This window comes from Streptosporangium becharense (genome assembly GCF_014204985.1).
Classification (GTDB): Bacteria; Actinomycetota; Actinomycetes; order Streptosporangiales; family Streptosporangiaceae; genus Streptosporangium; species Streptosporangium becharense.
In genome coordinates this window covers 265683-282709 of sequence record NZ_JACHMP010000001.1, presented here as the reverse complement: position 1 = coordinate 282709, position 17027 = coordinate 265683, and the positions used below count along the sequence as shown (strand labels likewise).

Here is a 17027-nt window from a genome sequence, read left to right as displayed (position 1 = left end):
GGACGCGCATTCAGGAGCGCGGTCGCCTCACCCAGATCGGGCCCGGTGGGAGCGGCGGCGGGCGGTCGAGCCGCGCACGACGAGCCTGACCGGCAAGGTCGTCGACCGACCGGCCAGAGAGGCGGAGCCGCCCCGCCACGCCAGCAGGGCCTTGACGGCGGTCCGTCCCTGGGCACGCAGCGGAGCGGCCACGGTCGTCAGCGGGGGTGTCACGATCCGGGCGGGGAAGATGTCGTCGAACCCGATCACGCTGACGTCGCCGGGGACGCGGACCCCGCCGGCCTGCAGGGCGAGCACCAGGCCGATCGCGAGCTGGTCGTTGTAGGCGACGACGGCGGTCGGCGGGTCACACAGGAGCGCGTTCGCCGCTTCCCAGCCGTCGGCCAGGGTGGGGGCGAAGGGGCCCAGCCGCCGCACCCGCTGCCCCAGCTCGGCGGCGGCCTCGCGCAGGCATCGCCAGCGCATGCCGTTCGCCCAGGAGGCGTCCGGCCCCGCGACGTAGGTCAGTTTCCGATGGCCGCGTTCGTACAGGTGCTCGGCGGTCAGGCGCATGCCCCGGAGGTTGTCGTGCACGATGCTCGGCACGTCCGTCACGTGGCGGTTGAGGAGGGCCACGGGACGCTGTTTGGCCGCCACGCGGATGGCCGAGTCCGACATCCGCGTGCCTGCCAGCACGACGCCTTCGACACCGGGCAGTGCGCGTTCCAGGCTGTCACGCTCCAGCCGGTCGGACTCCTGGGCGTCGATGAGCAGCAGCACGTACCCGGCTTCGGCCGCGGCGGACTCGGCGCCGCGGATGATCTCGGCGTAGACGGGGTTGGTCACGTCGGAGACGACGAGCGCGAGCATGGAGGTACGGCCCGTCGGCGGCGCGGACGCGAGAGGATCGACCCGGTAGCCGAGCTCGGCGGCGACCCGCCGGATGCGTGCCGCGGTGTCGGCGTTGACCCGGCCCGGCCGGGAGAACGCCCGCGAGACCGTCGAGGTGGCCACGCCGGCCGCCCTGGCCACGTCGTAGATCGTGGGCGGCTTGTCAGGCCCGGGCATCGGTGCTTCCGGTCCCGGCGAGCGCGGGGACGGCGGCGGCCAGGAATTCCCGGATCGCGGACTCAAGCTGTACCGAGTCGCGGTCGAAGAGCCACTGGGCCTGCAGGCCGTTGATGAGCGCGATGGTCATCGTCGCGAGCGTCTCCGGATCACTGGCCGAGTGCAGCTCTCCGCGTTCGGCCAGGGCACGGAAGGCCATGGCGAAGAAACGGCGGAGCATGCGGTAGCGCTCGGCGTAGTAGGCGTGCGCCGGGTGGCCGGGAGAGGTGGCCTCACCCGACAGGACGCAGTGCAGCTCCATCAGCCCGGGTTGCAGCTCGTTGTCCACGATGACGGCGAGCATGCCCCGGAGGGTCTCGACGGGGTTGGAGTCCGGGTCGAGGGCGTGCGCCGATTCGAGGTACTCACTGCCGCGTTCGTCGCGCAGTTCGAGCACCGCCGCGAGCAGTTCCTCCTTGCTGGAGAAGTGGTGCAGCAGCCCGGTGTAGCTGATGCCGGCGCGCTTGGCGACATCCTTCATGGTCGCGCCGTAGAAACCGGTCTGCCCGAAGGCGTCCACGCAGGCTTCGACGATCCGTCGCCGGATCGCCGCCGTCTTGGCGTAGGGCCCCCGGCTGGTGCTCTGAGTCACGGCTTCCTCCGGCGGGAATGAAACTAGTGCCACCATTCGTGTTTCACGTTAGCGCACGACCGGCCGGAGAACTCCCCGAGGGCACGGCGACCGCGCCGCACCGGGCGACGCCGGCGGCGACCGGCGGGTCAACGGGCGGCGGCGATCTGGGCGGCCAGGTGACCGGCCCCGTAGCCGTTGTCGATGTTGACCACCGCGACGCCGGGCGTGCACGCGGTGAGCATTCCCAGCAGGGGAGCCAGCCCGCCGAAGGCGGCGCCGTACCCGACGGACGTCGGCACGGCCACCACGGGGACGGCGACCAGCCCGGCCACCACGCTGGGCAGCGCGCCGTCCATGCCGGCGGCCACCACCACGACGTGGGCGGACCGCAGCACGTCGAGCAGACCGAGTACGCGGTGGAGCCCCGCCACGCCGACGTCCACGACCAGGTCGCTCTCCCGGCCGAGGTAGCGGGCGGTCAGCTCGGCCTCGCGGGCGACGGGCAGGTCGGAGGTGCCGGCCGCCAGCACCAGCACCCGCCCGCCGGTGGGCTCGGGCGGGGCCGGTGGCCAGGCCAGCAGGCGGGCCTCCGGCTCGTGCCGGGCGTCGGGCAGCTCGGCCAGGACCGCCCGCGCGTGTTCGGGCCCGGCGCGGGTGAACAGCGTCACGGCCCGGTGCCTCCGGCGGAGCTCGGCGGCGATGGCGCGGACCTGCTCCGCGCTCTTGCCCGCGCAGTACACCGCCTCCGGGTAGCCGCGGCGGGCCGCCCGGTCGTGGTCGAGCCGGGCGAAGGACGCGGGCGGCTGCCAGTCAGCCATTGCGGACCTCCACCAGCGGCAGTGTGAAGGCACCCGACTGGATGCCGGCCAGGTCCACGGCGACCATCCGGAACCCGGCCCGCCGTACCGCCGTGAGCACCCGCTCACGCAGTTCGCCCGCCAGCCGCGGGATCTCGGTGACGGGCACCTCGATCCTGGCGACCTTGCCGTGGTGGCGCACCCGGCAGTCACCGAAGCCCAGCTCGCGTAGCGCCCGCTCGGCCCGTTCCACCTGGGCCAGCTTCTCCGGTGTGACCTCACAGAAGTGCGGGATGCGCGAGGCCAGGCAGGGGGAGGCGGGTTTGTCCGCGCAGGGCAGTTCCAGTGCGGCGGCGAGCCGGCGGACCGCCGCCTTGTCCAGGCCCGCGTCGGCGAGCGGTCGCAGCACACCGTGACCGGTGGCGGCCCGGCTTCCGGGGCGGTCGGGACGGCGCACGTCGTCGGCGTTCTCGCCGTAGGCGACCGCGGACAGCCCCAGCTCCGCCGCGGAGATCCGGGAGAACAACTCGTCCTTGCAGTGGAAACAGCGATCGGGGCCGTTGGCGCGGTAGGCGGGCAGGTCCGCCTCCCGGGTGGTCACCTCGACCACCGGCGCGCCGATGCGCGCGGCCACGCGGTGGGCGGCCGCGCGCTCGTCGGCGGCGAGACTCGGGGAGATCCCGAGGACCGCCACGACCCGGCCGGCGCCGAGCTCCCGTACGGCCAGCGCCAGGAGCACCGAGGAGTCCACGCCTCCGGAGAAGGCCACGCCGAGCCGTCCCGGCGTGCGCAGCAGCATCGCGACGCGGTCGGCGAGCTCGGCGTCAGGGCCGGTGAGTGGCGGAAGCATGCGTCCTGCGATCCATCGGGCGGCCAGGGACGAGTCCTGCCGTCCGGGCGGCCGCCACGGCGGCGTCCAGGACCGTCCGGACCGGCAGGTCCCCGCGTGCGGCGAGCCGGGCGGCGGGATCGAACTCCGGGGTGGCCTGAACGATCATGCCGTCCCGGTGCCCCACCTTGATCGGGAGCTGTTCGCCGAGCACCTCCACGTGCACCCAGCAGCGTTCCAGCGCGCTCTTGCGCACGGCCCGCTCGCGCACGCCGAGCGTGGTGGTCAGCCGGAAGACCGCATCCCGCAGCGCCGCGGCCCGGGGAACGGGCGTCAGCACGCAGAGGGTGTGGGCGGGCCGCCCCTTCTTCATCAGGATCGGCACCAGCCACGCGTCCGACGCTCCCGCCTCCAGCAGCGCGGCCAGCACACCCGGCCAGAGCCGCGGGTCCAGGTCGTCGACGTTGGCCTCCAGGACCACGGCGTCGCCCGCGACCTCGCCGCAGGGCGTTCCCACCAGTACCCGGACCACGTTGGGCCGTTGCGGCGTGTCCCTGCCGCCCGCCCCCACCCCGGTGCTCTCCAGCCGCATCGGCGGCAGGGGCGAGCACTCCCGGGCCAGCGTGGTCACCAGCGCCATCCCGGTCGGGGTGGCCAGCTCGCCCTGACCGCCGGCGACGACCTGCCAGCCCGCGGCCAGTTCCGCCACGGCGGGGACGGTGCCCGGCGCGCTCGGCGGTCACCCGCAGGCGGACGGCGCGGAGACCGGCGCGGGTCACCGGCTCCGTGGTCAGCCGCACCTCGCCCGGGACCACGGCCGCGACCGCGGCGCGGACCACGTCCAGGTCGGCGCCCGCGTCCAGCAGGGCGGCCAGGAGCATGTCGCCGGCGACCCCGGCCGAGGCGTCGATCCAGGCCAGCCTCATGCGCGCAACCGGTAGAGGACCTCGCCCGCCTGGGGCACCACCAGTGTCTCGGGGTCGGCGGCCAGCGCGTCCAGGTCCACCCCGGCCGGGTCGAGGTAGCCGAGACCGGCCCGCCGCACCACCTGCTCGGGGATCGCGGTGGCCAGGGTGACCTCGACCCGGCAGCGTTCACCGTGCCCGGCGTCCCAGGTGCCCGCGCCGCGCAGGTGGGTGGAGTGGGCCAGCACGCCCCAGTGCAGGTGCTTGAAACGGTCCCACTGCTTGGTGAAGTAGTCGCGGCAGTGGTAGCCGATCTCCTCGATCTCCGGGTGCATCGCGGAGATCGTCGTCACGTGGGGTGCGTAGAGGATGACCTCGCCGCCGTCGGCGACCACCGGCTCCAGTTTGTAGAAGCCCTTGGCCGCCGTCCACATGTCGTCGTACTTCGCCGGGATCAGCGAGACGACCCGCTTCACCGGCCTGTCCAGGTAGCGGACGTGCGCCTGCGAGGAGACCTCGGCCGCCGCCGCCCAGGCCGCCTCGGGCGTGCCGTACGCCATGGAGTGCAGCTCGTCGGAGCCGGAGCGGACCACGACACAGAACGCCAGCCGCCGGGTGGGGATGAGCGAGGAGGCCTCGTCGATGAGAGCGCGGACCGGGGTGATGCCGCGGGTGCCGATGATCTCGGAGCTGGTGATCAGCGCTCCCAGCCAGTGCGACAGGTCGATGATGTCGGCTCCGGCGACCCCGGGGAAGAAGTACTTGTTGCCGCCGGAGAAGCCGACCACCTCGTGCGGGAAGACCGGGCCGACCACCAGGGCGACGTCGTGCTCCACCACGGCCCGGTTGAGGCGCACGTCCACCTCCTGCCGCAGCAGGCCGCCGGAGAGTTCGGCGACGCGGCCGGCGCCGATCGCGCCGACGGAGGCGAAGGTGGACGGCTCCCACCACTCGTGGTTCACGGCGTGCAGCCCGGGGATGAGCTCGGTGCGGCTCATCGGGGCGTGCGTGCCCAGCGCGATCAGCACGGTCAGGCGCGAGACGCGGTCGTGCAGGGCGTCCCGGACCGCCGAGAGCAGCAGGGGGAGCGGGCAACTGCGGGTGCCGTCGGGGACCACCACGCAGACGCTGCGGCCGTCGAGATCTTCGGTGGCGAGTCGTCCGGCCACGAAGCTCCTCACCTGTCGCTCGGTGAGGACGGCTCGCGGGCCGCCGATCTGTGGGGTCATGGCGGCAGCCGACCACGCCGGGGCCCGGGGTGGCAAGTCCGTGAGGCAACTCATGGCAAACGCTTGCCGTCTCCTCCCGGCACCGCTGACCATGCCCTCCATGTCCCTTCGCCTCCATCCCGACCGGCTGCTGCCCGCGGACCCGCGGGTGCGTGCCGTCGCCCGGCGCCTCTACGCGGCCGTGGAGAAGCTGCCGATCCTGTCCCCGCACGGCCACGTGGACCCCCGGCTGCTGGTGGACGACGAGCCGTTCGGCGACCCGGCCGCTCTGCTGATCTCCCCCGACCACTACGTCACCCGGCTGCTGCACGCCTGCGGCGTCCCGCTGGGGGAGCCGGGCGTGGGCCGGGGACCGCTGCCCGAGGCCGACGCCCGCCACGCATGGCGGCGGCTCTGCGAGCACTGGGCGGTCTTCGGCGGCACACCGGTCCGGTACTGGCTGGAGGCCGAGCTCGCCGGCGTCTTCGGGGTCACCGAGCGGCCGTCGGCGGGCAGCGCCGACCGGATCTACGACCGGATCGCCGCCCGCCTGGCCGAGCCGGCCTACCGGCCGCGGGCGTTGTTCGAGCGTTTCGGCATCGAGGTGCTGGCCACCACCGACGACCCCTGTGACGACCTGGCCGCGCACCGGACGCTGGCCGCCGACCCCGGCTGGACGGCGCGGGTCGTGCCCACCTTCCGGCCCGACCGCTATCTGGAGCCCGGCCGGGAGGGCTGGGCCGGGGCGGTGGCCCGGCTGGGAGAGGTCGCCGGCACCGACACCTCCGGCTACGACGGATACCTCCGCGCGCTGGAGGCCAGGCGCCGCCACTTCATCGAGCACGGTGCCACCTCCGCCGACCACAGCCACGCCGACGTCCGCACCGACCCGCTGCCGCGGGACGAGGCCGCCCGGATCTACCGCGCCGCGCTGGCCGGCACGGCGGGCCCGGCGGAGACCACCGCGTTCCGCCGCCACATGCTGCTGGAGACGGCCCGCATGTCGGCCGAGGACGGCCTAGTCATGACGCTGCACCCGGCGGTGCGCCGCGGCCACCACACGCCCACCCACCGCCGGTACGGACCCGACACCGGCCATGACATCCCGATCCGCGCCGAGTTCACCGACGCGCTGCGTCCCCTGCTGGAGCGGTACGGCACGGCCGAGGGGTTCCAGCTGGTCCTGTTCACCCTGGACGAGACCGTCTTCTCCCGGGAGATCGCTCCGCTGGCCGGGTTCTATCCCTCGGTCTACGCGGGTGCACCGTGGTGGTTCCTGGACGCCCCCGACGCCATCCGCCGCTTCCGGCGGGCCGTCACCGAGACGGCGGGTTTCTCCCGCACCTCCGGCTTCGTCGACGACACCCGCGCCTTCTGCTCGATCCCGGCGCGGCACGACATGTCCCGCCGGCTGGACTGCGGTTTCCTGGCCGAACTCGTCGCCGAGCACCGGCTGGAGGAGGACGAGGCGGCGCGGATCGCCGTGGAGCTGGTGACGGTCAATCCGCGCAGGGCGTTCAAGCTGTGAGGCGGGACCGGCCCGCCGCCCCGGTGCGCATCCTCCATCTGGGGCTGGGCGGCTTCTTCCGCTCCCACCATGCCTGGTACACCCATCGCGCACCCGACGCCGACCGGTGGGGGATCGCCGCCTTCAGCCGCCGCAGCGGTGACCTGGCCGCCCGGCTCGCGGCCCAGGACGGGCTCTACACCCTCCTCACCCGCGCACCCGACCGCGACCGGTTCGAGGTGATCGGCTCGCTCGTCGACGCCCACCCGGGCGGCGACCATGGCGCGTGGCTGGACCACTGGCGCAGGCCCGAGCTGGCGGTGGTCACGCTCACCGTGACCGAGGCGGGCTACACGCGCCTTCCCGGCGGCGGGCTGGACACGGACCTGCCGGACGTCCGCGCCGACATCGCCGCGCTTCGCGCGGATCCCGGAGCCGCCACCGTCACCGCGGCGGGCCGGCTGCTGTCCGGGCTGGCGGTACGGCGGCGCGCCGGAGGCGGCCCCGTGGCGATCGTCTCCTGCGACAACCTGCCGGACAACGGCCGGGTGATCGCACGGGTGATCGCGGAACTGGCCGAAGAGGCCGGCGTGCCCGTGCCGGAGGTCTCCTGTGTGACCACCATGGTGGATCGGATCACGCCCTACCCCACCGAGGAGGACGTCGCCGCGGTGGCCGCCGCCACCGGCCGCTCCGACGCCGCCCCGGTGGTCGCCGAGCCCTTCTCCGAATGGGTGCTGTGCGGTGAGTTCCCGGCGGGCAGGCCCGCCTGGCAAGAGGTTGGGTGCGCGTTTCGTCGCGGATACGACGCCGTATGAGGAACGCAAGCTGTGGCTGCTCAACGGCGGGCACTCGCTGCTGGCCTACGCCGGTTCGCTGCGCGGGCACACGACCGTCGCCGAGGCCGTCGCCGACCCGGCCTGCCGTTCCTGGCTGGCGCAGTGGTGGCGGGAGGCCTCCCGCCATCTCGGGTTCGCCGAGGCGGAGCTGGCCGCCTACCGTGCCACACTGGTCGAGCGCTTCGCCAACCCCCGGATCCGGCACACGCTGGCGAAGATCGCCGAGGACGGCTCGCAGAAGCTGCCCGTTCGCGTGCTGCCCGTGCTGCGCGCCGAGCGCGAGAACGGGAGGCTGCCCGCCGGTGCCGTCCGGGTGCTCGCCGCCTGGGTGCTGCATCTGCGCGGCCGGGGCACGCCCGTGCGCGACGGGACGGCGCCGCCCGCGGCCGGGACGCTGCGCGAGGCCGCGCGCACCGTGCTCGCCGGTCTCGACCCGGCGCTCGCGCACGACGTCCCCCTGGTGGACGCGGTCGCGGCACAGGCACGGGAGTTGCGGTGAAGGGCGGCCCCTGAAGGGCGTCGCCGGCGGCCCCGACGCCGCCACGACCGGCCGCCCCCGTGTTCGCGTCCGCCGCCGAGAGGGCCGCGCTCTCCTGTCCGGTGAAGGACCCGGACCGCACCCGGCCCGGCGAGCCCGTTCTTCTCGCCGGGCCGGGCGGACGACCACGGTGATGCCTTCGCCGCCCGGTCATCCTCCGGTCACCGGAACGGCGGGACACCTCGCGGTCACGCCTGCGCGGTCACCTCGATGGCGGCGGCGGGGCAGACCGCGGCGGCCTCGCGGACCAGGGCGTGCTGGTCCGCAGCGGGCTCCGGATCGAGCAGGATGACGATGCCGTCGTCGTCGCGCTGGTCGAACACCTCAGGTGCGATCAGCACGCACTGGCCGGCGCCGCAGCACTTGTCCTCGTCGACGATGATTTTCATCCGGGATTCCTTTCTGTCAGTCCGGTGAGGCGCTGCCGCGTCACCAGCGGACCGGTACGGTGCGCAGGCCGCCGACGGCCAGTCCCTCCACGCGTTCCAGTTCCTCCGCCGGCACGGCCAGCTCCAGGGTCGGGAGCTTGCGCAGCAGCACTTCGAGTACGACCTGCAGCTCGGTGCGGGCCAGCGCCTGGCCCAGGCAGGAGTGGGCACCGGCGCCGAAGGCCAGGTGCGGGTTCGGGCTGCGGCTCAGGTCCATCTCGGCTGCGGCGTCGAAGGCGCTCTCGTCGCGGTTGGCGGCGGCCATGCTGCAGATCACCGTGGTGCCCTTGGGCAGGACCGTGCCGCTGACCTCGATCTCCTCGGTCAGATAGCGCGGCAGGCCGAAGCCCGCGTTGGCGTCGAAGCGCAGCGCCTCCTCCACCGTCGCGCGGATCAGCGACGGGTCGGCCAGCAGCCGCTCCCAGCGGGTGCGGTCGGCCAGCAGCATGGAGACCATCTTGCCGATCATGTTGGCGGTGGTCTCGTGCCCGGCGACCAGCAGCGACATGCCGGTGACCAGGAGCTGCATGTCGTCCAGCCCGCCGTCCTCGGGGCCGCCGGCCGCGATCAGCTCGCTGAGCAGGTCGTCGCCGGGCTCGGCGCGCTTGGCGGCGAGGTGGTCGGACATGTACTGGAAGAACTCGGCCAGGGCGGCGTCGATCTCGGCTTTGCCGTAGCGGGTGAGGTTGAGCAGGGCATCGGACCAGTAGGAGAACCGGTCACGGTCGGCGGCGGGCACACCGAGCATGTCGCAGATGACGTAGACCGGCAGCGGGAAGCCCAGGCTCGCCTTGAGGTCGCCGGGTGCGCCGCGCTCGACCATGTCGTCGATGAGGTCCTCGGCCATCCGGGCCATCACGGGCCGCAGGGCGGTCATGCGCTTGGCGGTGAACCACCTGCCGACCAGGCGCCGCCAGTGCTGGTGCTCCTCCCCGCTGTCGGGGATGATCGCCGCCAGGTCGCTGCTGAACAGTCCGCCGTCCTCGGTGGCCGACAGCCGGGCCGCGTCGGGTGCGTTGAGCAGCCGGGTGAAGCGCGGGTCGGCCAGCACCTGCTTGACGTCCTGGTAGCGGGTCAGCAGCGTCGCCTGGTCGCCGCTGGGCAGTGTCACGTGGGCGACCGGGCACGTGCCGCGCAGTTCGGCCCATTCCGCGGGCGGCTCCAGGGCCGCGTCGCTGGGGATCGGGTAGTTCAGGACCTGCTCGTTGACACTCATTCGGCGTCTCCTGGGTAATGGATGGCCGCCTGCCGCCCAGGCAGGCGATCGGCTGCTCCCGGGCCGTGTGCGGGCGCCGGGGTGGGGTGCTCTGTCAGGTGGTCAGGGCCTGCTGCCGCAGGAGGCGTGCCTGCTTGGGCATGTTCCAGCCGAGCACGCCGGTGACCCGGCCGTTCTCGCGGTAGAGCGCGGCGAAACGGTGCTGTTCCGGATCGCCTTCGGCGATGGTCACCTCGGCCGACGGCGACGGCAGGCCGTGAGCCTGGATCTTGACGTCGTACTGGTCGGTCCAGAAGTACGGGATCGGCGTGTACGGACGGTCGGCGCCGAGGATGTTGGCCGCCACCGCCTGGGCCTGCTCGGTGGCGTTGGTGCGGTTCTCCAGGCGCAGCCGCCTGCCGAGGCCCTCGTGGGCGAAGGAGGCCACGTCCCCGACGGCGTAGACGCCCTCGGCGGCACGGCAGCGGGAGTCGCACTCCACCCCGTCGCCCAGGCTGAGCCCGCTGTCCCGCAACCAGCCGGTCGCCGGGCGGGAGCCGACGGCCACCACGACGACGTCGGCGGGCAGGAGCTCGCCGGTGGCCAGCCGCACCCCGGTGACCCGGCCTCCGGCGCCGGTCAGGGCGTCGACCGCGACGCCCAGCCGCAGCCGGACCCCGCGCTCGGCGTGCGTCCGGGTGAGCATCGCGCCGACCACGTCACCGAGCTGGTCGCTCAGCAGGGCGGCCCCCAGTCCGGCGAGCGTGACCTGCCGGCCCATGGTGCGGACGGTGGCGGCGATCTCCGCCCCCAGCACGCCCTCACCCACGACCACGAGCCGGGTGCCGTCGCTCAGGCCGGCGCGCAGGGCGAGCGCGTCGTCCAGGCCGCGCAGCGTGTGCACGCCCGCCAGACCGTCCTGTCCCGGCAGCCGGCGGGCGGTCAGGCCGGTGGCGACGACCACGGCGTCAGCACGCAGCACCCGCCCGGTGGCGGTGGTCACCGCGCGGGCCGCCGCGTCCAGGGCGACGGCGGGCTCGCCCCGCACGAACTCGGCGTCCAGGGCCTCCAGCTGCGCCTGGCTGCGGAGCCCGGCACGGGCCGGTTCCCAGGCGCCGGCCAGGACCTGCTTCGACAGCGGTGGCCGGTCGTAGGGGAGATGGGGTTCGGCGTCCAGCAGCGTCAGGTGCCCCCGGTAGCCGTGCCGCCGCAGCGCCTCCGCCGTGCTCAGCCCGGCGGCCGACGCGCCGACGATCAGAACGCGTCCGGGCGGGGTCACGAGGCGTCGCCCGGGTGGAGGGCGGCGGCTCGGCCTGCACGTGTCCGCATGTGTCGAGATCCCTTCGTTGTTCGGCCCACACATTAGCCTACAGGTGTAAGAAAACCTACAAATGTCGTCATTCGGTATGCTCAGGTGTGGCCACCACCAGAGACAGCAACACCCCATCGGGCGACCGGCGCGTGCGCCGCACTCGATCAGCCCTGGCGCGCGCGCTGATCCGGCTGGTCGAGGAGCGGGATCTGTCCCGGGTCAGCGTCTCCGACGTCGCCGAAGGCGCCGAAGTGAGCCGCTCGGCCTTCTACGACCACTACCGGGACGTCCACGAGCTGGCCGAGGACGCCTGCACCGCGATGATCGACGGTCTGATCGAGTCCCTGCCCGCCCCCGCCCCCGACTCGGCGGATCTGCCGCAGGAGGCGATCGAGGCACTGGCGGCGTTCTTCGCCAGCCTCGCCGGGCACGCCGGGCTGTATCGCGCGCTGCTGGGGCCGCAGGGCAGCGCGCGCGTCGTCGACCACACGCGCCGCCGCATCGCCGAGGCCGTCCACGACCACATGGCCCGGGTCGACGCCGGAGATCTGCCACAGGACGTCCCGCGCGACGTCACGGCCGCGTTCATCGCCGGTGCGCTCATCGGCGTGGCCGTCGACTGGCTCCAGCGCGGGTGCCCGCAGACCCCGGCCGGGATGGCCGCGGCGACTTGGCCGCTCCTGAGCGCGCACTACCGCGTCAACGCGCGCGGCTAGGGCCGCGATCGGCCGCCGGCTCCGTGCGCGGCGTCCGGCTTCGTGATCGGCCGCCGGCTTCGTGTGCGGCGTCCGGCCCTGTGCGCGGCCCGCCGCCCGCGGACCTCGTCACGCGCATCTCAAATTAGTAATGCGATTCGATTTTCGTGCTAGCGTGACGCCGGCGCCGACTTCATGGTCTCGAGCAAGGAACTCAACCATGCCTCAACTCCTCCCCGGCTTCCTCTGGGGTGCGGCGACCGCGCCGCACCAGGTGGAAGGCAACAACGTCAACAGCGACTGGTGGGCCCTGGAGCAGCAGATGCCCGGGATGCAGCGCAGCGGCGACGCGATCGACAGCTACCATCGCTACGCCGAGGACATGCGCCTGCTGGCCGAGGCCGGTCTGAACACCTACCGCTTCGGCATCGAATGGGCCCGCGTCGAACCGTCCCCGGGACACTTCTCCCTGGCCGAGCTCGCCCACTATCGCAGGATGATCGACACCGCTCTGGAGCTGGGGCTCACGCCGGTCATCACCCTGCACCACTTCACCCACCCGCGGTGGTTCGCCGAGGCCGGGGGATGGATGGGCGACCAGGCCGTCGAGCGCTTCCGGGCCTACGTCCGGAAGGTGACGGGCATCCTCACAAGGCCCGCAAGTCCGGGGAGGTCACCGCCTACCGCCATTACTGGAAACTGTGCGTGATCGTCATGGTGCGGGACGGCCTGCTTGATGGTGCGGGCGTACTCCATCGCCTGAGTGAACACCGGTCGCGTTGCCGGGGAGCATGCGCAGGATCAAGTCGACGGCGTTCTCCGAGTGGACTCCTGGAGTCAGGACTTCCTGTAGGAGCAGGCCGCGGATCGCGGCAATGGCGACGGTGGCCATGGTCAGCGCTTCCCCGGTGTCGTGCCCTTCGCGTTCCGCGAGTGAGGCCAGCATCTTGGTCAGGTCGTCGAGCGAGTCGATGAACTCACGGAAGTCCTCCGGCCTGTACGCGGCCAGTCCTGCGACGTGGAAGAAGCCGCGGACACGCGACAACTGCTCCGGGCGGGTGTAGGTCCGCCAGATCGCCACGACGAAGTTGGCGAAGGTGCCCTGCTGGGCGGCTGCGAAAAGGGCCTCGTTGTCACGAGATCGCTGTGCCTTGAGCATGGCCGCCAGGACGCCCGAGAGTGACCCGAAGTGGTATCGCAGGAGGGCGTGGCTGGTCTCGGTCCGGGCGGCGATCTCGCGGAGCGACACCTCCGGTGAGGGAAGGGCCTCGTCGAAGGCGTCGAGGAGCCGGGCCAGGAGGCGCTCGCGTGCGTCGCCTTTGCGTTCCGTGGTTGACAGGATCACTCCCACAGTTTATCCATTGGAAAAGATTGCTGGCGGCGCCGTGTTGCTTCGTACATGGTCGCAGTCAGCTCGCGACGGCGGAGGGAACGACTCGTGGGACGTTTGCAGGTGGTCGGCGCGGCGGTCGCCGACGGGACGGGGCATGACCCCATAGACGTCGACGTCACCGTCGAAGACGGGCGGATCACCCAGCTCGGGGCCTCCAGCGACGAACCCGGCGAGCGGCTCGACGCCGGGGGACTGACGATGACGCCCGGCCTGATCGACGCGCACGTTCACCTGGGCCTGTCGAGCCCGATCCAGCCGCAGTTCTCGTTCCAGATCAGTGCCGCCGAGATCGCGGCGGACATCTTCGCCACGGCCGGCGCAGCGCTCGACGCCGGCTTCACGACCGTCCGGGACACCGGTGGGATCGACGGCGGCGTCGTCACCACGATCGCGAAGGGCAAGGTCAGGGGACCACGCGTCCTGTCGTGCGGACCTGTGCAGTGCCAGATCGGTGGGCACGGCTACTACGGAGCCGACTGGGAACCCACCGAGCTGTGGAGCGGCCATCACCTTCCGGGTCTGTGCGCACTGTCCATGATGTCGGGCAACGCGGACGAGCTGCGAGGCAACGTACGCGAGGCCTTCCGCCGCGGAGCCTCCTTCCTGAAGCTCTGTGTGACCGGGGGAGTGGTCAGCGCTCACGACCAGCTGACCGACACCCAGTTCACCGTGGAGGAGATCGCCGTCGCTGTGCAGGAAGCCGCGGCACGGAGCACTTACGTGACGGTTCACGCCCACAACAACGAGGGCATTCGGAACGCGGTCGAGGCCGGGGCGCGCTGTGTCGAGCACGGCACCGACCTCGATGAGCCCACGGCCACCTTGATGGCCACGCGCGGGGTCGCCCTTGTGCCCACGTTCGCCGTCGTCGAGCGACTGCTGCATGACCCCGCGGAAGTCGGCCTCGGCGAGTCGGTCCGCGATCGTGTGCTGGGTGTCCGTGAGCGGATGACCGAGGCGCTCGCTGCCGCCAAGGAGGCCGGAGTGCGGATCGGGCTGGGTTCCGATCTCATCGGTCCGGCTCAGGACCGCCGAGGTGAAGAGCTCAAGTTGCGCGCGGAGCTGGAGACGCCGATGGAAGCTCTCGTGGCGGCCACGAAGACCAACGCCGAGATCCTGGGCCTGTCGGACCAGGTGGGGGTCATCGCTCCCGGCATGCAGGCAGACCTTGTGCTCTGGAACGGCAACCCGCTCGAAGATCCGAAGCTCTTCGCCGACCCCGCCAACGCCGTCCTCGTCGTCCAGGCCGGACGCGTGGTGAAGGACCTGCGATGAGCGCCATGTGGCAGGGCTGCCTCGCCCACACCGACTACTTCGAGCTGCGTTCCAGCGGTGGGTACGACTACGGCGTCTGGGTCACCACGCCACCGGGCTACGACCCCGCCACGACGCCGGCGCCCGCGGTGTACGTGCTCGACGGCAATTGGGCCGTGGGCATGACGGCTCCGCTCATCATCACCCAGCTGGACCCCATGCAGCAGATCCAGCCCTATATCCAGGTCAGCGTCGGTTACGCGGGCGAGGAAGCACAGCACTGGGCACGGCTGCGCAACAGAGACCTCGTGCCACCCGGCGAGCCCATCGCCCAGGAGTTCTTGGATGCCGTGGAGAAGGGATTCCAAGCGGGTGTGATGACGCGCGAGGAAGCCGACGCCTACCTCGCCGAGTTGAGCGACACCCACGCCGATGCGTTCCTGAGCTTCCTCACCGCGGAACTGCACCCGCGGATCGAACGCGACTACGGCACAGCCGCGAGCGGTCACGGCCTTTACGGCTACTCCTACGGCGGACTTTTCAGCCTCTACACCTGGCTCTCCGGCAGCACGCTCTTCGAGAGCGTCGGAGCGGGAAGCCCCGGCGTCGTCAGTACGGACAGTCAGGTCTTCGCCCAGCTCGAAGAGATGGGGGACAGCCGGCATGCGGCCAGGCTGCACGTGACCTTCAACGTCCGAGAGCTTCTCGGCGACCTGGCCGTCTACCAGAGCATCACGAAGAACACGGCCGCCCTCCTGCACCGTCTCACCTCGCGCAGCGGAGCCGTCACCAGCGCGATCCTGGACGAAACGCACGTGACCGGCCTGCAGGCCTCGTTCCTCAGTTATCTCAGGACCTGCCGTGCCCGGTAAGCGCACGGATGTCGTGGTGATCGGGTCGGGAGTGATCGGCGCGTCGGTCGCCTTGGAACTCGCCCGCCGTGGCTGGCAGGTGACGGCGGTCGACAAGACCGGGGGAGCCGGCCACGGCTCCACGAGTGCGTCCAGCGCGGTGGTGCGGTTCAACTTCTCCACCGCCGCGGGCGTCGCCACCGCCTGGGAGGCGCACTTCGGCTGGAGGTCGTGGGCGGAGCACCTTGGCCGCGATGTCGGGCCGTTGGCTCGGTACGTACGGTGCGGGATGGCGATGCTGGACGTGGACGTGGCTCCTCGGTCGGTGTACCTGCCGCTGTTCCAGAACGCGGGTATCCCGTTCGAGGAGTGGACGAGTGCGGACCTGTCGGAGCGGATCCCGGGTATCGACGTCGGCAGGTACTGGCCACCGAAACGTATCGACGACGACGAGTTCTGGGCCGAGACCGAAACCACGCTGGGTGCCGTGTACACACCTGATGCGGGGTTCGTGAACGATCCGCAACTGGCGGCGCAGAATCTGGCCGCCGCCGCGCGGGCACACAGTGCCGAGTTCCGGTTCCATGCGTCGGTGCGCGGGATCGAACGGGCCCATGGCCGGGTCACCGCGGTGACACTCGCGGACGGGAGCAGGATCCCCTGCGGCGTGGTGGTCAACGCCGCAGGCCCATGGTCGACCCGCATCAACGAGTTGGCCTCGGTCGGATCCGACTTCACCGTGGGATGCCGGCCGTTACGGCAGGAGGTCGCGCACGTCGCGGCCCCCGTGGGGTTCGGCGCCGACAACCGCGCCGGGATCTGCGTCGCGGACATGGACCTGGGTGTCTACCTGCGCGGTGAGGCCGGCGGGGGACTGCTGGTCGGTGGTACGGAACCGGAATGCGACCCGCTGCAGTGGGTGGACGACCCGGATGCCGTCACTGCGCATGCGACGACGGCGGTGTTCCAGGCCCAGGTGACGAGGGCTGCGCGACGGCTACCGGCGTTGGAGATACCGAATCGGGCTCGCGGGGTCGTGGGAGTCTACGACGTCGCCGACGACTGGACGCCGATCTACGACCGTACGGAGCTGGACGGGTTCTACGTCGCCATGGGGACGAGCGGTAACCAGTTCAAGAACGCGCCGGTCGTCGGCAAGTTCCTCGCCGCGATCATCGAACAGACCGAGAACGGCGTAGATCACGACGAACGGCCGGTGCGATTCGTCGGCGAGCACACCGGCCTGGCCATAGACCTTTCGGCGTTCTCCCGCAAGCGTCCCCGCGGCACCGAGAACTCGGGCACAGTCCTGGGCTGATGCGCCTTCTTGGCATCTCGTCCACTGATGTCATCCGCCTGGGAGTCGTCGGCTGAATCCGTACGGTGTCGGTTGTGGCGCGTCCAGGACCGTCCGCAGTGGAGATCCACCTCATGCAGACGATGGTCGCCGACCAGCAGATCGGACCTCTGGCCGCGCCGACGTCATCGACGCCCGGGGGTGGCTGCGGCGGGTCCGTCAGCGGGATCGCACCGCCGGGCAAGCGGTGGCGAACCGTCACGGCGGGGTAGGGGTTCGGCCGCTTTCCTGTCACCGTGCGTTCACCGAGCGCACAGTG

At 72.0% G+C, this 17027-nt stretch carries 18 protein-coding genes and 1 pseudogene; 8 read left to right on the top strand and 11 right to left on the bottom strand.

Features of this window, described 5'->3' with window-relative positions:
- Positions 1 to 27 precede the first annotated feature (27 nt).
- The 7 genes and pseudogenes from F4562_RS01265 to F4562_RS01240 form a co-directional block, all read right to left on the bottom strand.
- Entirely contained in the window at positions 28 to 1047 is a 1020-nt protein-coding gene (locus F4562_RS01265) for a LacI family DNA-binding transcriptional regulator (RefSeq protein WP_184546271.1), read from the bottom strand.
- A complete protein-coding gene (locus F4562_RS01260) occupies positions 1034 to 1678 on the bottom strand; it encodes a TetR/AcrR family transcriptional regulator (protein ID WP_184546269.1) in 645 nt (214 codons plus the stop codon). The genes F4562_RS01265 and F4562_RS01260 overlap by 14 nt, the downstream gene beginning before the upstream one ends.
- 128 nt (positions 1679 to 1806) lie before the next feature.
- Positions 1807 to 2478, bottom strand: a complete 672-nt coding sequence (larB, locus tag F4562_RS01255) for a nickel pincer cofactor biosynthesis protein LarB (protein WP_184546267.1) — start codon at positions 2476 to 2478, stop codon at positions 1807 to 1809.
- On the bottom strand, positions 2471 to 3307 hold the full coding sequence (gene larE / locus F4562_RS01250) for an ATP-dependent sacrificial sulfur transferase LarE (RefSeq protein ID WP_184546265.1): 837 nt from the start codon (positions 3305 to 3307) through the stop codon (positions 2471 to 2473). The genes larB and larE overlap by 8 nt, the downstream gene beginning before the upstream one ends.
- Entirely contained in the window at positions 3282 to 3995 is a 714-nt protein-coding gene (gene larC2 / locus F4562_RS01245; protein ID WP_221207690.1) for a nickel pincer cofactor biosynthesis protein LarC2, read from the bottom strand. Before larC2 ends, larE begins: the two co-directional genes overlap by 26 nt.
- 70 nt (positions 3996 to 4065) lie before the next feature.
- Positions 4066 to 4167, bottom strand: a pseudogene (locus tag F4562_RS36600) (hypothetical protein); the annotation flags it as partial.
- 41 nt (positions 4168 to 4208) lie between these two features.
- Positions 4209 to 5420, bottom strand: coding sequence for a lactate racemase domain-containing protein (locus tag F4562_RS01240; RefSeq protein WP_184546263.1), 1212 nt, complete (start codon positions 5418 to 5420; stop codon positions 4209 to 4211).
- Positions 5421 to 5520: 100 nt separating this feature from the next.
- Between F4562_RS01240 and uxaC the strand changes: the two genes are divergently transcribed.
- The 3 genes from uxaC to F4562_RS34465 are packed head-to-tail and all read left to right on the top strand — an operon-like array spanning position 5521 to position 8244.
- On the top strand, positions 5521 to 6927 hold the full coding sequence (gene uxaC / locus F4562_RS01235) for a glucuronate isomerase (RefSeq protein WP_221207689.1): 1407 nt from the start codon (positions 5521 to 5523) through the stop codon (positions 6925 to 6927).
- Positions 6924 to 7724 carry a mannitol dehydrogenase family protein gene (locus tag F4562_RS34470; RefSeq protein ID WP_311734213.1) on the top strand — a complete coding sequence of 267 codons (801 nt, stop codon included), beginning with the start codon at positions 6924 to 6926 and terminating at the stop codon, positions 7722 to 7724. Before uxaC ends, F4562_RS34470 begins: the two co-directional genes overlap by 4 nt.
- Positions 7687 to 8244, top strand: a complete 558-nt coding sequence (locus tag F4562_RS34465; protein ID WP_246473322.1) for a mannitol dehydrogenase family protein — start codon at positions 7687 to 7689, stop codon at positions 8242 to 8244. Before F4562_RS34470 ends, F4562_RS34465 begins: the two co-directional genes overlap by 38 nt.
- A 227-nt stretch (positions 8245 to 8471) precedes the next feature.
- Here the strand turns inward: F4562_RS34465 and F4562_RS01225 are convergent, their stop codons facing one another.
- From F4562_RS01225 to F4562_RS01215, 3 genes are all read right to left on the bottom strand, one after another.
- Positions 8472 to 8672, bottom strand: a complete 201-nt coding sequence (locus tag F4562_RS01225) for a ferredoxin (protein ID WP_184546261.1) — start codon at positions 8670 to 8672, stop codon at positions 8472 to 8474.
- Between the two features lie 40 nt (positions 8673 to 8712).
- Positions 8713 to 9927 carry a cytochrome P450 gene (locus tag F4562_RS01220; RefSeq protein ID WP_184546259.1) on the bottom strand — a complete coding sequence of 405 codons (1215 nt, stop codon included), beginning with the start codon at positions 9925 to 9927 and terminating at the stop codon, positions 8713 to 8715.
- A gap of 94 nt (positions 9928 to 10021) precedes the next feature.
- A complete protein-coding gene (locus F4562_RS01215) occupies positions 10022 to 11185 on the bottom strand; it encodes an NAD(P)/FAD-dependent oxidoreductase (RefSeq protein WP_311734212.1) in 1164 nt (387 codons plus the stop codon).
- A 137-nt stretch (positions 11186 to 11322) separates the two neighbouring features.
- Here F4562_RS01215 and F4562_RS01210 point away from each other — a divergent pair, with 137 nt between their 5' ends.
- Positions 11323 to 11934, top strand: a complete 612-nt coding sequence (locus F4562_RS01210; RefSeq protein ID WP_184546255.1) for a TetR/AcrR family transcriptional regulator — start codon at positions 11323 to 11325, stop codon at positions 11932 to 11934.
- A gap of 199 nt (positions 11935 to 12133) precedes the next feature.
- Entirely contained in the window at positions 12134 to 12622 is a 489-nt protein-coding gene (locus F4562_RS01205) for a family 1 glycosylhydrolase (protein WP_221207688.1), read from the top strand.
- A gap of 3 nt (positions 12623 to 12625) precedes the next feature.
- On the opposite strand, the gene F4562_RS01200 is transcribed toward F4562_RS01205, so the two are convergent.
- Positions 12626 to 13258, bottom strand: coding sequence for a TetR/AcrR family transcriptional regulator (locus F4562_RS01200; RefSeq protein WP_221207687.1), 633 nt, complete (start codon positions 13256 to 13258; stop codon positions 12626 to 12628).
- A gap of 93 nt (positions 13259 to 13351) precedes the next feature.
- On the opposite strand from F4562_RS01200, the gene F4562_RS01195 reads away from it, so the two are divergent.
- From F4562_RS01195 to F4562_RS01185, 3 genes are read left to right on the top strand one after another with little or no spacing between them, the layout of a single operon-like run.
- Positions 13352 to 14581, top strand: coding sequence for a metal-dependent hydrolase family protein (locus F4562_RS01195; RefSeq protein ID WP_184546253.1), 1230 nt, complete (start codon positions 13352 to 13354; stop codon positions 14579 to 14581).
- Positions 14578 to 15432 (top strand): alpha/beta hydrolase, encoded by an 855-nt coding sequence (locus tag F4562_RS01190; protein ID WP_184546251.1) that lies wholly within the window; start codon positions 14578 to 14580, stop codon positions 15430 to 15432. The genes F4562_RS01195 and F4562_RS01190 overlap by 4 nt, the downstream gene beginning before the upstream one ends.
- A complete protein-coding gene (locus F4562_RS01185) occupies positions 15422 to 16729 on the top strand; it encodes an NAD(P)/FAD-dependent oxidoreductase (protein WP_184546249.1) in 1308 nt (435 codons plus the stop codon). The genes F4562_RS01190 and F4562_RS01185 overlap by 11 nt, the downstream gene beginning before the upstream one ends.
- Positions 16730 to 17027: the final 298 nt, after the last annotated feature.

Coding starts and splice junctions, on each gene's coding strand:
- larE (WP_184546265.1), bottom strand. CDS start 3,307: ATGCTTCCGCCACTCACCGGCCCTGACGCCGAGCTCGCCGACCGCGTC.
- larB (WP_184546267.1), bottom strand. CDS start 2,478: ATGGCTGACTGGCAGCCGCCCGCGTCCTTCGCCCGGCTCGACCACGAC.
- F4562_RS01220 (WP_184546259.1), bottom strand. CDS start 9,927: ATGAGTGTCAACGAGCAGGTCCTGAACTACCCGATCCCCAGCGACGCG.
- F4562_RS01225 (WP_184546261.1), bottom strand. CDS start 8,672: ATGAAAATCATCGTCGACGAGGACAAGTGCTGCGGCGCCGGCCAGTGC.
- F4562_RS01190 (WP_184546251.1), top strand. CDS start 14,578: ATGAGCGCCATGTGGCAGGGCTGCCTCGCCCACACCGACTACTTCGAG.
- uxaC (WP_221207689.1), top strand. CDS start 5,521: ATGTCCCTTCGCCTCCATCCCGACCGGCTGCTGCCCGCGGACCCGCGG.
- F4562_RS01265 (WP_184546271.1), bottom strand. CDS start 1,047: ATGCCCGGGCCTGACAAGCCGCCCACGATCTACGACGTGGCCAGGGCG.
- F4562_RS01205 (WP_221207688.1), top strand. CDS start 12,134: ATGCCTCAACTCCTCCCCGGCTTCCTCTGGGGTGCGGCGACCGCGCCG.
- F4562_RS01240 (WP_184546263.1), bottom strand. CDS start 5,420: ATGACCCCACAGATCGGCGGCCCGCGAGCCGTCCTCACCGAGCGACAG.